Annotated in this window: 18 protein-coding genes; 13 read left to right on the top strand and 5 right to left on the bottom strand. The window is 38.1% G+C overall.

What is annotated here, in order from left to right; genetic code table 11:
• The first annotated feature begins 37 nt into the window (after positions 1 to 37).
• From ribD to E4661_RS04275, 4 genes are read left to right on the top strand one after another with little or no spacing between them, the layout of a single operon-like run.
• Positions 38 to 1,069 (top strand): bifunctional diaminohydroxyphosphoribosylaminopyrimidine deaminase/5-amino-6-(5-phosphoribosylamino)uracil reductase RibD, encoded by a 1,032-nt coding sequence (gene ribD / locus E4661_RS04290; RefSeq protein ID WP_240751407.1) that lies wholly within the window; start codon positions 38 to 40, stop codon positions 1,067 to 1,069.
• Positions 1,062 to 1,664 carry an HAD family hydrolase gene (locus tag E4661_RS04285; RefSeq protein WP_136465588.1) on the top strand — a complete coding sequence of 201 codons (603 nt, stop codon included), beginning with the start codon at positions 1,062 to 1,064 and terminating at the stop codon, positions 1,662 to 1,664. Before ribD ends, E4661_RS04285 begins: the two co-directional genes overlap by 8 nt.
• Positions 1,665 to 2,528 carry an EamA family transporter gene (locus E4661_RS04280; protein ID WP_136465587.1) on the top strand — a complete coding sequence of 288 codons (864 nt, stop codon included), beginning with the start codon at positions 1,665 to 1,667 and terminating at the stop codon, positions 2,526 to 2,528. It begins immediately after the preceding gene.
• Complete coding sequence (locus tag E4661_RS04275; protein WP_136465586.1) at positions 2,528 to 3,136, top strand: IMPACT family protein; 609 nt, start codon at positions 2,528 to 2,530, stop codon at positions 3,134 to 3,136. Before E4661_RS04280 ends, E4661_RS04275 begins: the two co-directional genes overlap by 1 nt.
• Before the next feature lie 106 nt (positions 3,137 to 3,242).
• Here the strand turns inward: E4661_RS04275 and E4661_RS04270 are convergent, their stop codons facing one another.
• A complete protein-coding gene (locus E4661_RS04270) occupies positions 3,243 to 3,641 on the bottom strand; it encodes an acyl-CoA thioesterase (protein WP_136465585.1) in 399 nt (132 codons plus the stop codon).
• A 205-nt stretch (positions 3,642 to 3,846) separates the two neighbouring features.
• Here E4661_RS04270 and dnaA point away from each other — a divergent pair, with 205 nt between their 5' ends.
• The 3 genes from dnaA to E4661_RS04255 are packed head-to-tail and all read left to right on the top strand — an operon-like array spanning position 3,847 to position 6,466.
• The gene (dnaA, locus tag E4661_RS04265; protein ID WP_136465584.1) at positions 3,847 to 5,271 is read left to right on the top strand and encodes a chromosomal replication initiator protein DnaA; all 1,425 of its coding nucleotides are present in this window, start codon (positions 3,847 to 3,849) and stop codon (positions 5,269 to 5,271) included.
• Between the two features lie 9 nt (positions 5,272 to 5,280).
• Positions 5,281 to 5,733: a low molecular weight protein-tyrosine-phosphatase gene (locus E4661_RS04260; RefSeq protein WP_136465583.1), complete on the top strand. Its 453-nt coding sequence runs from the start codon at positions 5,281 to 5,283 to the stop codon at positions 5,731 to 5,733.
• A 4-nt stretch (positions 5,734 to 5,737) separates the two neighbouring features.
• Complete coding sequence (locus E4661_RS04255; RefSeq protein WP_136465582.1) at positions 5,738 to 6,466, top strand: SAM-dependent methyltransferase; 729 nt, start codon at positions 5,738 to 5,740, stop codon at positions 6,464 to 6,466.
• A gap of 55 nt (positions 6,467 to 6,521) precedes the next feature.
• Here the strand turns inward: E4661_RS04255 and E4661_RS04250 are convergent, their stop codons facing one another.
• The 4 genes from E4661_RS04250 to dapF form a co-directional block, all read right to left on the bottom strand.
• Positions 6,522 to 7,160, bottom strand: coding sequence for a lysozyme family protein (locus E4661_RS04250; RefSeq protein ID WP_136465581.1), 639 nt, complete (start codon positions 7,158 to 7,160; stop codon positions 6,522 to 6,524).
• A 159-nt stretch (positions 7,161 to 7,319) separates the two neighbouring features.
• A complete protein-coding gene (gene mltG, locus E4661_RS04245) occupies positions 7,320 to 8,363 on the bottom strand; it encodes an endolytic transglycosylase MltG (RefSeq protein WP_136465580.1) in 1,044 nt (347 codons plus the stop codon).
• Positions 8,353 to 8,886 (bottom strand): GNAT family N-acetyltransferase, encoded by a 534-nt coding sequence (locus E4661_RS04240; protein WP_136465579.1) that lies wholly within the window; start codon positions 8,884 to 8,886, stop codon positions 8,353 to 8,355. Before E4661_RS04240 ends, mltG begins: the two co-directional genes overlap by 11 nt.
• Positions 8,880 to 9,653 carry a diaminopimelate epimerase gene (gene dapF, locus E4661_RS04235; RefSeq protein WP_136465578.1) on the bottom strand — a complete coding sequence of 258 codons (774 nt, stop codon included), beginning with the start codon at positions 9,651 to 9,653 and terminating at the stop codon, positions 8,880 to 8,882. The genes E4661_RS04240 and dapF overlap by 7 nt, the downstream gene beginning before the upstream one ends.
• A gap of 133 nt (positions 9,654 to 9,786) precedes the next feature.
• Here dapF and E4661_RS04230 point away from each other — a divergent pair, with 133 nt between their 5' ends.
• The 6 genes from E4661_RS04230 to E4661_RS04205 all read left to right on the top strand — a co-directional run bounded on the left by E4661_RS04230 (position 9,787) and on the right by E4661_RS04205 (position 15,014).
• Complete coding sequence (locus E4661_RS04230) at positions 9,787 to 11,181, top strand: S1C family serine protease (protein WP_136465577.1); 1,395 nt, start codon at positions 9,787 to 9,789, stop codon at positions 11,179 to 11,181.
• 133 nt (positions 11,182 to 11,314) lie between these two features.
• Entirely contained in the window at positions 11,315 to 12,763 is a 1,449-nt protein-coding gene (locus tag E4661_RS04225; RefSeq protein ID WP_136465576.1) for a glyceraldehyde-3-phosphate dehydrogenase, read from the top strand.
• A gap of 109 nt (positions 12,764 to 12,872) precedes the next feature.
• Positions 12,873 to 13,481 carry a tRNA (guanine-N1)-methyltransferase gene (locus E4661_RS04220; RefSeq protein ID WP_136465575.1) on the top strand — a complete coding sequence of 203 codons (609 nt, stop codon included), beginning with the start codon at positions 12,873 to 12,875 and terminating at the stop codon, positions 13,479 to 13,481.
• A gap of 67 nt (positions 13,482 to 13,548) precedes the next feature.
• Complete coding sequence (locus E4661_RS04215; protein ID WP_136465574.1) at positions 13,549 to 13,989, top strand: GNAT family N-acetyltransferase; 441 nt, start codon at positions 13,549 to 13,551, stop codon at positions 13,987 to 13,989.
• A 25-nt stretch (positions 13,990 to 14,014) separates the two neighbouring features.
• Positions 14,015 to 14,689 (top strand): tRNA (guanosine(37)-N1)-methyltransferase TrmD, encoded by a 675-nt coding sequence (gene trmD / locus E4661_RS04210; protein ID WP_136465573.1) that lies wholly within the window; start codon positions 14,015 to 14,017, stop codon positions 14,687 to 14,689.
• A gap of 1 nt (position 14,690) precedes the next feature.
• Positions 14,691 to 15,014, top strand: a complete 324-nt coding sequence (locus E4661_RS04205; protein WP_136465572.1) for a hypothetical protein — start codon at positions 14,691 to 14,693, stop codon at positions 15,012 to 15,014.
• Positions 15,015 to 15,129 lie beyond the last annotated feature (115 nt).

Below are 15,129 nucleotides of genomic sequence, written 5' to 3'. Positions count from 1 at the left end.
ATCCTATTTTTGCTAGGTGAAGATACATGAAAAATACATGTTGCGGTGTATACAATTAGGTGAAAAAGGACTTGGAAGCACTGCACCAAATCCCATGGTCGGATGTGTTATCGTGTATCAAGATAAAATCATTGGAGAAGGTTACACAAGTCCATATGGCGAGGCTCATGCCGAGGTAAATGCAATTAATTCCGTACAGAATAAAACGTTGCTGCCCAAGTCCACATTATATGTGACCTTGGAGCCTTGCTCCCACTTTGGCAAAACACCTCCATGCGCAGATTTGATTGCAAAATACAAGATTCCAGAAGTGGTCATCGGGCTAAAAGACCCTCATAATAAGGTAGCTGGAAAAGGAATCGAAAAATTGAAAACATCAGGTTGCAATGTAATCGTAGGAGTTTTAGCAGTTGAGTGTCAATTACACCATAAACGCTTTCTAAGTTTTCAAGAAAAAAAACGTCCTTATATTATTTTAAAGTGGGCGGAAACCCAAGATGGTTTTATCGCTCCAGACAAATCATTGAGAAAAAATAGCCCAGAGCCATTCTGGATCACTAATCCTCATTCCAAACAATTGGTGCACCAATGGCGCAGCCAAGAACAAGCCATTTTGGTCGGAACGAACACGGTTCTGGAAGACAACCCTAAACTCACTACAAGAAATTGGAAAGGAAAAAATCCCGTTCGGGTGATTATGGATAAGTCTCTAAGAATTCCAACCGAGTTCCATGTGCTCGATAAAAGCGTAAAAACTATTATCCTGACAGAAACAAAAGAAAAATCAAAATACCTGAATGGACTTGATTATGAAATCATCGATTTCTCAGCACCTTTGGCTTCACAAATCTGTAAAACGTTTCACAAACAAAATATTACCAGTATATTGGTCGAAGGTGGCGCCCAAACACTTCAAACTTTTATCGATGAAAATCTTTGGGACGAAGCTAGGGTTTTTACAGGAAGCTCAACGTTCTCAAAAGGTGTTTTAGCACCGAGAATGCAAGGAATACCAGTATCACGGAACAAGATAGTATCGGACACTTTATCCATTTACCGCAATGATTAAGAACATTATTTTTGATTTTGGGGATATTTTCATCGACTTGGACAAGCCTGCAACAGCCAGGGCCATGCAGAAATTTGGATTTGAAAACCTTACCCCTGAGCTCGACACCTTGTTTATGGATTACGAAAAAGGACTTATTAGTTCACCAGTCTTTTTAGAGACAGTATCCAAACTTTTTCCCACTGCCAAAGAAAATGAACTTGTTGATGCTTGGAACGCCATTTTGAAGGATTTCCCAGATGCACGGTTGGAGTTCATTGAGAATTTGGTGAAAGAAAACAACTATCGCTTATTTCTTTTGAGCAACACCAACGACATCCATATAGAATATGTAAAAGAGCAAATGGGAATGGAAAAATTCGATAGGTTTAAAAACGCTTTTGAAACCTTTCATCTTTCATATGAAATGGGTATGCGCAAACCTGATTTGGAAATTTTTGAGTTTGTGTTAAACACCGATAATCTAGTTGCTTCTGAAACCCTATTTATTGATGATACCAAGGAAAACACAGATGCCGCCTCAAGTCTAGGGATCAATATATGGAATTTGCAGGTGGGTAAAGAAGATGTCACACAATTAATGTCCCGTTTGTAAATGATATACCTTGTATTAAGCGTACTCTGCACCAGTTTTTTGTTTGTCATCTTTAAACTGTTCGATGTGTTCAAAATTCAGACTTTGTATGCCATAGTGGTCAACTATGTTGTGGCTTGTACCGTTGGCCTATTACTTTCTGAAAACACTTTCCATTTTGAAGAAACGACTGAAAAATCATGGTTTTGGGGCGCTGTTGCATTAGGAATGTTTTTTATTCTAGTGTTTAATTTAATGGCAAAGACATCTCAAGTAGCAGGTGTTTCAGTAGCTTCGGTAGCCACAAAAATGTCTTTGGTGATACCGGTAATTTTGGGGGTTGTCCTATATCAAGAAAAACTCTCAGGCCCTCAAATAGCAGGAATCTTTCTTGCTCTGGCCGCTGTTTATTTTGCTTCTATAAAAAACGGAGGAATGGCAATTTCCAAAAAGACACTTATACTGCCATTACTTGTTTTTTTAGGTTCTGGAATTATTGACGCTAGCATCAAATATTTTGAGACTGACCACTTGGAACCTGATGAGGTTTCAATTTTTTCGGCAATGCTTTTTGGATTTGCTGCCATTTCTGGATTTGTTTTTATTGGTGTAAAAGCAATTAAAAAACCGCTGAAGTTGAACTTCAAGAATGTATTAGGGGGTATCTGTTTGGGAATCCCCAATTACTTTTCAATTTTCTTTTTGCTAAGAGCCTTACAAGCCAGTGGCTTGGAAAGCGCCGCCATTTTCACCCTCAACAATGTAGCCATAGTGATGTTAACCACACTTTTAGGCATAGTTTTATTCAAAGAAAAAATGAGTCCGAAAAATTGGGGAGGAATTATGCTCGCGGTAGCAAGTATAATATTGGTAGCCTTGTTTTAATGAAAGACGATGTGTACAAAACACTTTCAGAACCTTCTCCAGAAATTCTTTTCAAAGAAAGAAAAAGTAAGTTTTTTGGATATGCGTATCCCATTTCTAACGAAAATGAGGTAAAGCCAATCATTGAATCCTTACGCAAAAAGCATCATACCGCAAATCATGTTTGTTATGCATGGCAATTGGGAGAAAAAAATGTGGTCTACAGAGCCAATGACGATGGAGAACCCAACAATTCGGCAGGAATGCCCATTTATGGACAAATTCAATCCTTTGAAGTAACCAACGTACTTGTGGCCGTTGCCAGAATCTTTGGTGGCACCAAACTAGGAGTCGGGGGCCTGATTCAAGCATACCGTACTGCCGCTCAAATGGCACTCGAAAGCGCCTCAATCATTGAAAAAATCGTGACAACCCATTTTGTACTTCTCTTCAATTACCCTGAAATGGATAAAGTAATGAGAACAATCAAACAAAGAGGTATCAAAATTGTTTTGCAAAAGATGGAACTGAAATGCGAATTGGTCATTTCCGTACGTGAAAGTGAAGCGGAGCTAACCAAGCAGATTTTTGAAGAGATGCAAAATATAAGTGTTCGAAAATCTCCTTGAACAATTAGCAATCAACAATGATCAGTGTGCAACTAAGCTCAGAGTGCTACTTTATTTTTTTCACATCTTACTTTTCATTCTTCAACTTTTGAATTTTATCAGACATTTAAAAATCTAATTTTTCCAAAATATAGTCAGGACATTTAATAGGTTTGTTCTTTTTTTTATCCATGAATGCCAAAACTATGTTTGCGGTGGACAATAGTTGATCGGATTCATTGAATATCCTGTAATCAAACTCAATTTTGACCAATGGAGGTTTTTTAATTGTGGTCTCTACCGTAAGTAGATCATCGAACAATGCCGATTTTTTATAATTGATTTGTAGGGAAATTACAGGAAGTATGATTCCATTTTCCTCCATCTCTCTATAAGAGGTGCCTATGTCTCTTAACCACTCGATTCTTCCCATTTCTAAATATTGAGCATAATTACCATGGTGCACTATACCCATTTGGTCAGTTTCTGCATATCTAACCCGAAAAGAAAATAAATTTTGGTACATATTTTAATTGAAAAATTATATATTTAAAGTCTTGGTCATTCGCTAGGGAACATGCGAAAAAAAAACAGAAAATTCAACGATGAATTCATTTTTTTTTTCAAAGATTTGTTCACATATTTGTCGCTATCAAAAAACATCTGATACCCCCTCGGATGACTTAATCAAAAGCGTAAAGCTAACCAACAAAAACTAAGGAAAGACTTTTATGAGTGTTACTGCAAATTCCGTATGGAAAAACTGTTTGGCTTTTATCCAGGATAATATCCAACCGCAGGCATTCAAAACTTGGTTTGAGCCTATCAAGCCCATCAAGTTGACCGATAAGGCACTTAGCATTCAAGTTCCCAGTAAGTTTTTTTACGAGTGGCTCGAAGAGCACTATGTGAAGCTTTTAAAAGTAGCTTTGACCAAGGAGTTGGGCAATAATGCCAAACTAATCTATATCATTAAAATGGAAAACAAGTACGGGAACAAGGAGCCGTTCACCGAACAGATTCCAAGTTCAAATCGTACTGCTGTGGGCCCTCAGGAGTTAGATGTACCCATCACCTCTAAAAGTCCCGAGCTTAAAAATCCATTTGTAATTCCTGGTATAAGAAATATTAAGATTGAGTCCCAGCTCAACCCAAATTATAATTTTGAAAATTTCTTGGAGGGCGATTCCAACCGCTTAGCTCGTTCAGCAGGTATGGCAGTGGCCAACAAACCAGGAGGCACTTCCTTTAATCCTTTATTGGTATTTGGAGGGGTCGGATTGGGAAAAACCCATTTGGCCCATGCCATTGGAGTTGAAATAAAGGACAAGTATCCAGAAAAAACAGTTCTATATATTTCCGCTGAGAAATTTACCCAACAATATATTGAATCGGTTAAAAAGAATACTCGAAACGATTTCATTCACTTTTATCAACTCATTGATGTGTTGATTATTGATGATGTGCAGTTCCTTTCGGGCAAATCGGGAACCCAAGATGTGTTCTTCCATATATTCAACCACTTGCACCAAAATGGAAAGCAGGTAATCCTTACATCAGATAAGGCACCTGTGGATATGCAAGACATTGAGCAACGATTGTTATCCCGGTTCAAATGGGGACTTTCGGCAGAATTGCAAAGTCCTGATTACGAAACAAGGGTTTCTATTCTAAAGAACAAATTGTACAGGGATGGAGTTGAAATGCCCGAAGACATAATAGACCACGTTGCCAAAAATATCAAAACCAATATTAGGGAACTTGAAGGTGCCATCATTTCGTTGATTGCGCAATCTTCCTTTAACAAACGTGAGGTAACCTTAGAATTGGCACAGCAAGTAGTGGATAAGTTCGTAAAGAATACCAAGAGAGAGGTTTCTATTGACTATATTCAAAAGGTCGTCTCCGATTACTTTGAAATGGATGTTGCCACCCTGCAATCCAAAACAAGAAAGAGGCATATTGTACAGGCGAGGCAGTTGGCTATGTTCTTTGCTAAAAAATTCACCAAAGCTTCCTTAGCCAGTATCGGTTCCCAAATTGGAAAACGTGATCATGCCACTGTATTGCACGCTTGTAAAACTGTGGACAATCTTGCCGAAACCGACAAACAGTTCCGAAAATATATAGAGGACCTGAACAAAAAATTCTCCTAATCCCATTTCATGAAAACCAAAGTTTTGATGGTCTGCCTTGGTAACATTTGCAGATCACCTTTGGCCGAAGGCATCCTGAAATCAAAGATTAATCCTGAAACGGTTTTAGTGGATTCTGCGGGAACTGCAGGTTACCATGTGGGAAACTCCCCTGACCCAAGGTCAATTGCAGTTGCCAAAAAGCACGGCCTTGATATCAGTTTTCAAAAATGTAGAAAGTTCTCTGAAAAGGATTTTGAAGCATTTGATTTGATCTATGCAATGGATAAAAGCAATTTTGCCAATATTATAAAGTTGGCAGGCAGCAAAGTTGAAGAAAGAAAAGTAAAACTTTTGTTAGACGAAGTAGATTTGGGTGTAAGCGAGGTTCCAGACCCATATTATGGTGGAGAGGATGGATTTGAAAATGTGTTTCAAATGATTGATATTGCATGTGAAGCCATTGCCAAAAAATTGATATAACCCCATGGAAGAATCAAAACCAAGTTTAGTTTCAGGAAAAGTTTACTTGATTCCAACTGCCTTAGGGGACAATGCTCCATTAGAAGTGCTCCCCATTTCTATTAAAAGGGCAATTGAAAATATCGACTATTATATTGTAGAAAATGAGAAGACCGCGCGACGGTTCATCAAAAGAATTAGTCCTAGCAAACCCCAACCAAGTCTTCATATTGAAACTTTGAACAAATTCACGGACCCAGCCATCATTCCGTCCTATCTAGACCCGTGTATAAGTGGACACAATATTGGTGTTCTTTCTGAAGCTGGTTGCCCTGGTATTGCAGATCCGGGTGCTGCTGTAGTCAGAGTTGCCCATGAAAAAAGGATACAAGTTGTTCCATTAATCGGCCCCTCCTCCATTCTGATGGCTATGATGTCTAGCGGTATGAATGGTCAAAATTTTGCTTTTAACGGCTATTTACCCATTGATAAGGTCGAAAGAAAGGCAATGATAAAAACATTGGAGAGACTTTCCGATGAAAAAGGGCAATCGCAGATTTTTATGGAAACTCCTTACCGAAATGACAAACTACTTGCCGAATTGACCAAAACGCTTCACAAAAACACCCGACTTTGTATCGCGGCCGACATTACTTTGCCGACAGAATTTATTAAGACCAAAACCGTACATGAATGGAAGGAAATTGAGCTCGACCTAAACAAACGCCCGGCCATTTTTATCATTCAAGCATAAAAAAGCCCAGAAAAATTCCGGGCCATTAATCCAAATCGTGTGAAATATAACTTATTTAAACTTTTGCATTTCTTTTTTGCTTGATTGTTGAAATATCAAACCCAGCAAATTTTCGCATGTAATATGAAATGTTACTTCCATAGGCATCAGCAACATCAACCTTGCCATAAGACCTCAGATACTTTTTGACGTTTCCAGCGCCAGCTAAATGCGCAGCTGCCAAAATACCTGACTCTGTCACAATCACTCCTCTTATTTTCTTTCCGTTGAAACGCTTAATGTCCCTCCGTAAAATCCACTTGTTTCGTGCTATATTGGTCTCAAATGTCTTTTCTTGAAGTTTGGCATCGTTCAAAAAAACATTGGCATCATTAACGCCCATTAGATTCAGCGTGCTTAATCCAAATTGATATTTTCCTAGATAGCCCAACGTATTGACGACATTGTATCTTCCTTGCGATTCTTTGAATGCAAGTGCTTCCTTAAAGCCATTGTACGAATCACCTAAGTAGGGAGGATTGACCAAAGTTTCTTCTGAAATAGCTCCTTCAAGTACACAAGCCTCTTCATCAGTCAAGTTTTTTAACGAGTCAGGAACCTTAAAGTCCTCTTGCTTAGACATGGTGTAGGAACCAAAGCTCGTCAAGATTACAATCATGGCAAGATGCAAAATAAAACTTATCCATCTTTTCATAACTCAAATTTTAAATGTCCCATTGCCGAAAAACAATGAAATCAAATTTGGCCGGCAAATATAGGGGGAGACATTTTAATTACAAGTTCAAAGCTCCTAAGTTTTTCTTAAATAGGTCTCAAATAACGTTAAATAGCTGAAAATTAACGTCAAACTACACTATCGGTATACTTTTTTCTTGTTGAGCCAATTGATGTATTGCACCTTATTTCGGTTATGTTGCGCACCAGTTTTGGCAAACATATGGTACCCAAAATTGGAAACATCGGCCACAAAGTAGAGGTAATCGTGCTTTTCAGGATTTAAAACAGCTTCTATTGAAGAAATGTCGGGCATTGTAATTGGCCCAGGTGGCACACCTTTATGTTTATAGGTGTTGTAAGGAGAATCCATTTCCAAATCCCTATACAATACACGTTTAATAATAGTGTCATAATTGCCAGTTTCCTTTTTAATGGCATAAATAACCGTTGGGTCTGCCTGTAAAGGCCAACCTTTTCTAATTCTATTCACATATACTCCGGCCACTCTAGGCCTCTCATCTGCCTTTACCGTCTCCTTTTGAACAACTGCCGCCAAAGACATTACTTGAGAGGGAGTCAAATTTATTTTTTTTGCTTTTTCCAGCCTTTCAGCATTCCAATACCTTTTATATTCCTTGAGCATCCTATCCCTAAAATCCTCGGCATTGGTATTCCAGAAAAATTCATAAGTATTTGGCAAATACATGCATAGTTTGGTATCCTCATCAAATCCAGAGGTATTCAAAAATGTAACATCATTAAAGGCTTGCAGTAACGAAAGACTATCCGCTTCAATTTGTGTTGAAATTCTTCCCGCCAAAGTTTCCAGTCTTTCCTGATTGTTAAAAGACACTTTTACGGGCAGGTTTCTACTTCTAAGGGTATTAATGATTTCATTATTGTTCATCCCCTTTTTAATGGCATATTTACCCCCTTTAATGTTTTGGGTGTACCCTTTTCTGTCGGCCACGGCCTCAAAGCTAGAGATATCTTTCAATAGGGGTTCAAGGTTCTGCTTTACATCGGCCATTGTGGCATCAGAACTTATATAAACAAAGGCTTCGCCATTATTAAATTGGGTATTTGGATTAAAAATGGCGCTATAAATCTGATAAGCAACAAACCCACAAATTAAAAGACCCAATATGGCTACTGCCCAAAGTACTTTTTTAAGATACACTTGAATTTATTTTTTGAAACATGATTTCATTCTTGAACCCATTACTGGTTCTTATCCATTCTTTTTTAAGACCGATTCTTTCAAAACCTAACTTCTCGAACAAATGGATACTTCTTTCATTTTCTTCTAAAATATTCGCATACAGTTGATGCAGATCTAAAATGGAAAAAGCATAATTGCACAACAACGAAAGTGCTTCTGCTCCCCAACCTTTATTTCTATCACTAGGTTTTGCAATAACGATTCCCACTCCAGCTCTTTTGTTTTTGGGATCAAAATCGAATAAATCGATAAGACCGATACAATTATCCTTTATATCGCAAATACATAGTCTAAGCTGTTTCACATCATAAATATCGCGGTGGGCATTGTCAAGATACAGTCTCAGAACCTTTTTTGAATATGGCTTTAAGGTTCCGCTAATCTCCCAAATAGAAGTATCGTTCTCAAGTTGATATAAAAACTCAAGATCTTTAGATTCCAAGGCCCTGAGATAAACTTTTTTACCTTTCAAATCTAACATTCAATTTCTCCTTTATAGACCTGCTTAGCAGGCCCTTTTAAAAAAATATTGGTATATGAACCGTTTTGCTGCTCAAAACTGACCGACAAGTTTCCTCCAGGCATATTGATCTTCACTAAATCAGATTTTGTTTTCCCCATTTTGTGCATTGCGATGGCCACGGCTGTTACTCCGGTACCGCACGAAAGGGTTTCATCTTCAACACCGCGTTCATATGTCCGAGCATTGAAAGAGTCATCATCAATCTGAGACACAAAATTGATGTTGCTTCCAGACTGACCGTACATACCGTATCGAAGCTTGGCACCGACAATTTTTACATCAACCTCTTCCAAGTTATCAACCATCTGAACATGATGTGGAGATCCTGTATTCAAAAATGTGTAGGTCGGTTTTTCTTTGATTTCATCTACATTCCCCATCTTTAGGTTCACTTCACTTCCTTCGATTGTTGCGTAGTGAAGTCCATCAATGGCATTGAAAGTGGTTTCATTCCCAATCATTTCCAAATAATGTGCAAAGGCTACTGCACATCTACCTCCATTACCACAAAGACTTTGGCTAGCATCGGAATTGTAATAGATCATGTTGAAATCAGACTTTTCATCATTTTCAATCAAAATAAGCCCATCTGCACCTATACCAAACCTTCTATCACAGAGTCTTACAATTAACTTGGTATCATTTTTGGGAAACACATTATGGCGATTGTCAATAATTACAAAATCGTTACCGGTCCCTTGATATTTAAAAAATTGCAGTATCATAATTGCTTACAAAAGAACAAAGATAGGGTATTCTTTAAGGTTTTTTTTGTAGTTAAAAGCGAGTTAAACCGACAAAGCCAAAAATGAATTGACTTAATTTTGTTGAATTGAATTGTTAAATTATTATTGAATTATGAAGAAAATAGCCAGTTTGTTCCTAGTATCACTTTTTGCAGGAGCAATTACGTTAGGAGCATATAAATTATTTTTTGAAAAAGACAACTATAAAATCGTCCAAACCGGACAAGAAACGCCATTTGTGAGCACAAGTACCTTGGCTACTTCTGCTAGGGGAGCAGGTATCAATGAAGTAGATTTTACCATTGCTGCGGAGAAAACTGTAAATGCAGTAGTTCATGTTAAAAATATGAGCATAAGCAGAAGTGGTAATAGTCTTGCTGATTTCTTTTACGGGTCTGAGCGCCAGCAAGCTCCTCAAATAGGAACAGGTTCTGGAGTTATTATTTCACCTGACGGATTTATCGTGACCAACAATCATGTAATCGCCAATGCTAGTCAGTTGGAGGTAACCTTGAACAATAAAAAAACGTTTAAAGCAGAAGTGATAGGAACTGATGCAGGTTCAGATATAGCACTTTTAAAAATTGATGTGGACAAACCTCTTCCCTATTTGGCCTTTGGAGACTCAGACAATGCCAAAGTTGGAGAATGGGTCTTGGCTGTTGGTAATCCTTTTAGCCTTACTTCAACCGTTACAGCAGGAATAGTTAGTGCTAAAGCCAGATCCCTGACTTTGGGGCAGCAATCTTTTATACAAACTGATGCCGCCGTAAATCCTGGCAATAGCGGTGGAGCCTTGGTCAACACCAATGGAGACCTTATAGGAATCAATACAGCTATCACCTCCCAGACAGGATCCTACGTGGGATATTCTTTTGCGGTACCAAGTAATATTGCCAAGAAAGTGGTTGAAGATATCATGGAGTTTGGAAATGTACAACGTGGCTTGTTAGGAATAAGAGGTGGCGACCTTAACACTCAAAGTGCCACTGAACTAGGACTCGACGAAATCGAAGGTGTTTACATATCAGAAATTACTGAAGATTCAGGAGCAGAAGCTGCTGGACTGGAAAAGGGTGATGTGATAAAAAAAGTGGACGATATAAAAGTTCGTAAGTTTTCTGAGTTGACTGGCTATTTGCGCTCCAAAAGACCAGGAGATATTATAGAGGTTACCGTGGAGAGGTCAGGCAAGAGGCTAACAAGAGAGGTTACCTTAAAAAAGGATCAAACCGCTATACTTCCAGCTACTGGGTTCACTGTTAAAAACCTATCAGCTAAAGACAAAAGGACTTATGGGACCCAAAAAGGGGTCAAAATTATTGACGTACCACAAGGCTATGAAAGATATGATCTTGAAAACAAGGTGATTATTGCCTTGGATGATAATGAAATAGATAATATTGATGACGCCAAAGAACATTTTGGTGAAATCTCTAGATATGGTCGAACAAGTTTCACCATGATCAATGAAAAAGGTGAAAAAGAACGTCTGATTCTTCAATAAGATCTGCATAAACAACTAAAAAAGGGCACCTCATTGTAGGTGCTTTTTTTATACGTATTTTTTTACGAAAACGTTTGAAATATATAATTTTGCCTCCAACTAACAACAACTAACTCTAACTCAATCTAATCTCATGGGAGATATTAAATCCTACGAAAAAGAACTGGCGTTTCAAGCCGACAGAAGAAAAGCAACCACAGAATTTATTAAAATTATAAGTGATCTTTGGTACGATAAGGCCATAGAAGTTGTGCTTTTCAAAAATCAAATTATCGACAAAAATGTCAGCGACATTATCAACCTACATGAATATGCAGGTGAATTTGTTCAAAAACCTATCTCAATTTTCGATTCAGTCGAGATTTTAAGGGCAATAAATGACATTAACCTACCTCCGGCCAAATTAGATATTGGCAAATTGACCTATGAATACCACTCGGAAGACAACAACCATCTAAATGTGAAGGCCTTTGTGCTAGAGAAATTTAAGGACGCCCAGTCTTCAAAGGAAATTAAACCAAAAGATGTAGTCTTATATGGTTTTGGACGAATCGGAAGATTGGTGGCTCGTGAATTAATGGCAAAAACCGGCAGGGGCAGTCAATTGCGATTAAGGGCCATTGTGGTCAGAGGAGAAATAAACAGAGAAATTCTCGAGAAAAGGGCGGCTCTATTGAAGACTGATTCTGTTCACGGACAGTTTTTGGGCACTGTGGACATTGATGAGGAAAATCAAGCATTGATCATCAATGGGACCACGGTCAGGTTCATTAACGCCGACAAACCCGAAACCATTGATTATACCAAATATGGCATTTATAATGCTTTAATTATTGACAATACTGGGGCATTTAGAGACAAAGAAGCCTTATCCAGGCACTTAGAGGCAAAAGGAGCCAGTAAGGTGTTGTTGACCGCTCCTGGAAAAGAAGTTCCTAATATCGTTCATGGCGTAAACCACAAAGAATCTAGCCCCGACAAGACCAAGATTTATTCCGCTGCTTCATGTACAACAAACGCAATCACTCCAGTTTTAAAAGTTATTGAAGATTCTTTAGGAATTAAAAAAGGACATCTGGAAACCATCCACGCCTATACCAATGATCAAAATTTGGTGGACAATATGCACAAAAAGTACAGAAGAGGTCGAGCCGCTGCCCTCAACATGGTCATCACCGAAACAGGAGCCGGAGCTGCAGTTGCCAAAGCATTGCCATCTCTAAAGGGGAAGTTGACCTCCAATGCAATCAGGGTACCTGTACCAAATGGCTCTTTGGCTATTTTGCATCTTGAAGTAAAAAACAAAACTTCTAAAGAAGGTATCAATACCATTCTAAAAAAATATGCCTTGGAAGGTGACTTGGTAGAGCAAATAAAATACTCTTTGAGTAATGAACTCGTTTCCTCGGATATTGTAGGAGCCTCAGCTCCATCCATATACGACAGTAAAGCAACCTTGGTCTCTGCTGATGGAAAAAGTATTGTACTATATATATGGTATGATAATGAATATGGATATTCCCATCAGGTCATCAGATTGGCAAAATATATAGCCAAAGTAAGAAGGTATACCTATTATTAATAGGATAATTGAGCTTGGGTAAGGCTGAGTATTGACGATTTTCTTTTGATTTTTAGTTTATTGGCGTAATTTCGCCGTACCCTTAATCAAAATTAAACACACGTTCACCATGAAATGTTTGCGAATTCTTCTCACCCTTACCCTACTTACCTCTATTTATAGCGTAAATGCCCAACAACAGAGCCAACAATCCGAAAAAGATGAAACTTTGGTGGGACAGTTTCAAGAATTGGAACGAAAGTCAGGTAATTATAGAGCAAATGGTATAAGGTATGAAGTCATTAAACTTGGAGACCTCTACCAAATAAAAGGAAATATTTTCGACTCTATCAATTCGGCCAATGCCACGATAAAAAATCTGTCATCCACAATAACCAGCAATAAGGCCGAAATTGAAGACCTTAATGCCAAATTACAGGAGACCACCAATAATTTAAAAAATGTGACCGAAGAAAAAGACAGTATTTCCTTTTTCGGCGCTTTAATAAGCAAGGGTACTTATAAGTTTATTCTCTGGTCCATGATATTTGGCCTATTGCTGTTCCTCTTGTTTTTCATTTACAAATTTAGGAACAGTAACTTCTTGACCTATCAAGCTAAAACGGCTTTGGCAGATTTAGAAAAAGAATATGAACAGCACAGAAGACGTTCTTTAGAGAGAGAGCAAAAAATCAGCCGCCAATTACAGGACGAATTGAACAAACAAAAGAACAAATAACCGTTTCCCTGAAAAAACGCAGATAAATCATCATCTTTTTACGGAAGGTTATCAGTCACCATTTTATATGGAAATCATTAAAGCTTCACTGGATAATTTAGAACAAATTGTCCCACTTTTTGATGCATACAGAGTTTTTTATAAAAAAGATTCTGATTTGGACACAGCAAGAAGTTTTCTAGAAGAACGCTTTTTAAAGAACGAAACCGTGGTGTTTTTGGCCTTGGAGAATGGAAATCCAATTGGTTTCACCCAGCTTTACACCACTTTTTCATCCGTATCATTACAGCCTTTTTTCGTGTTAAATGATTTGTTTGTGTCTCCCGATTCACGAAAAAAAGGTGTGGGTGAGGCTTTGCTGAATGCAGCCAAGACACATTGCGAAAGATTAAATTACAAAGGATTGGCTTTGGAGACAGCAGTAGACAATCCTGCCCAAAAGTTGTACGAACGGATGGACTGGAAAAAAGATGAAGACTATCTTCATTATTTTTGGTCAAATTTGTAGTGCTGTTCCACAAACAAAATCATCCATGCGGATAGACATCATAACAGTTTTACCAGAGCTCTTGAAGAGTCCTTTTGAAGCATCCATCCTTAAACGTGCCATCGAAAAGAACTTGGTAGAAGTTCATTTGCACAACCTGAGGGACTATTCCTCCGGAAACTATAAACAAGTTGATGATTACCAATTTGGAGGAGGTGCCGGTATGGTTTTGATGGTAGAACCTATCGATAAATGTATTTCCCAACTTAAAAGTGAAAGGGATTACGACGAGGTTATTTACATGACCCCAGATGGTGATACGCTAAATCAAGGCACGTCCAATGAAATCTCCCTCAAAAAAAACCTCATTATTTTATGTGGCCATTATAAAGGAGTAGATCAAAGGGTCCGAGATTTGTTCGTGACCCGTGAAATTTCTATTGGAGACTACGTGCTTTCTGGCGGGGAATTGGCCGCAGCCGTCTTATGCGACGCTATTATCCGGTTGTTACCAGGCGTGTTGAATGATGAGACCTCCGCACTTACCGATACTTTCCAAGATAATTTATTGGCCCCTCCTGTCTATACAAGACCTTCCAATTACAAAGGAACTAAAGTCCCCGACATCTTGTTAAGTGGAGATTTTCCAAAAATTGAAAAGTGGCGAGAAGAGAAAGCGCTAGAGCGAACACAAGAAAAAAGGCCTGATTTATTAAAGTAATATGAAAAATCTACAAACTTACTTCGTATTTGGTGGAATTTTAGGCGGACTTGGAACACTGTTATTTGTTATTGGGTGTATTGTATTGGTCGTGAAGCAAAAAAATACGGGCTCCATTTTAATGCTGGTCGGAGCAATTCTTTCAATTCTTCTTTATTTTGGAAACCTTCTTTGGTCATTGATTGCCGCACGAGAAGGTTCTGAATTTTTGGCAAAAACCAGTGCCATCCAAAACATAGTTGGTCAGCTTCCTTTTATTATCTCTGCCATAGGATTGTTGTTGTTCGGAATTAAGTATGTTAAAAAAGACAGTAGCGTAAATTGAATCAAAAAACAAAAAAGGTCTTGTCAATTCTAAATATTGCATTACTTTTGCAATCGCAAAATTAACCTCTGACGAAATCCGTGAAAGTTAATCTTGTAAAACTTTAAAAAACAAT

Origin of the sequence: Flagellimonas onchidii, from assembly GCF_004804315.1 — a bacterium.
In the GTDB taxonomy this organism is placed as follows: domain Bacteria; phylum Bacteroidota; class Bacteroidia; order Flavobacteriales; family Flavobacteriaceae; genus Flagellimonas; species Flagellimonas onchidii.
The sequence above is the reverse complement of the archived record's forward strand: the minus strand, read 5'-3'. Positions and strand labels throughout refer to the sequence as shown.

Coding starts and splice junctions, on each gene's coding strand:
- ribD (WP_240751407.1), top strand. CDS start 38: ATGTTGCGGTGTATACAATTAGGTGAAAAAGGACTTGGAAGCACTGCA.
- E4661_RS04285 (WP_136465588.1), top strand. CDS start 1,062: ATGATTAAGAACATTATTTTTGATTTTGGGGATATTTTCATCGACTTG.
- E4661_RS04280 (WP_136465587.1), top strand. CDS start 1,665: ATGATATACCTTGTATTAAGCGTACTCTGCACCAGTTTTTTGTTTGTC.
- E4661_RS04275 (WP_136465586.1), top strand. CDS start 2,528: ATGAAAGACGATGTGTACAAAACACTTTCAGAACCTTCTCCAGAAATT.
- E4661_RS04270 (WP_136465585.1), bottom strand. CDS start 3,641: ATGTACCAAAATTTATTTTCTTTTCGGGTTAGATATGCAGAAACTGAC.
- dnaA (WP_136465584.1), top strand. CDS start 3,847: ATGAGTGTTACTGCAAATTCCGTATGGAAAAACTGTTTGGCTTTTATC.
- E4661_RS04260 (WP_136465583.1), top strand. CDS start 5,281: ATGAAAACCAAAGTTTTGATGGTCTGCCTTGGTAACATTTGCAGATCA.
- E4661_RS04255 (WP_136465582.1), top strand. CDS start 5,738: ATGGAAGAATCAAAACCAAGTTTAGTTTCAGGAAAAGTTTACTTGATT.
- E4661_RS04250 (WP_136465581.1), bottom strand. CDS start 7,160: ATGAAAAGATGGATAAGTTTTATTTTGCATCTTGCCATGATTGTAATC.
- E4661_RS04240 (WP_136465579.1), bottom strand. CDS start 8,886: ATGTTAGATTTGAAAGGTAAAAAAGTTTATCTCAGGGCCTTGGAATCT.
- dapF (WP_136465578.1), bottom strand. CDS start 9,653: ATGATACTGCAATTTTTTAAATATCAAGGGACCGGTAACGATTTTGTA.
- E4661_RS04230 (WP_136465577.1), top strand. CDS start 9,787: ATGAAGAAAATAGCCAGTTTGTTCCTAGTATCACTTTTTGCAGGAGCA.
- E4661_RS04225 (WP_136465576.1), top strand. CDS start 11,315: ATGGGAGATATTAAATCCTACGAAAAAGAACTGGCGTTTCAAGCCGAC.
- E4661_RS04220 (WP_136465575.1), top strand. CDS start 12,873: ATGAAATGTTTGCGAATTCTTCTCACCCTTACCCTACTTACCTCTATT.
- E4661_RS04215 (WP_136465574.1), top strand. CDS start 13,549: ATGGAAATCATTAAAGCTTCACTGGATAATTTAGAACAAATTGTCCCA.
- trmD (WP_136465573.1), top strand. CDS start 14,015: ATGCGGATAGACATCATAACAGTTTTACCAGAGCTCTTGAAGAGTCCT.
- E4661_RS04205 (WP_136465572.1), top strand. CDS start 14,691: ATGAAAAATCTACAAACTTACTTCGTATTTGGTGGAATTTTAGGCGGA.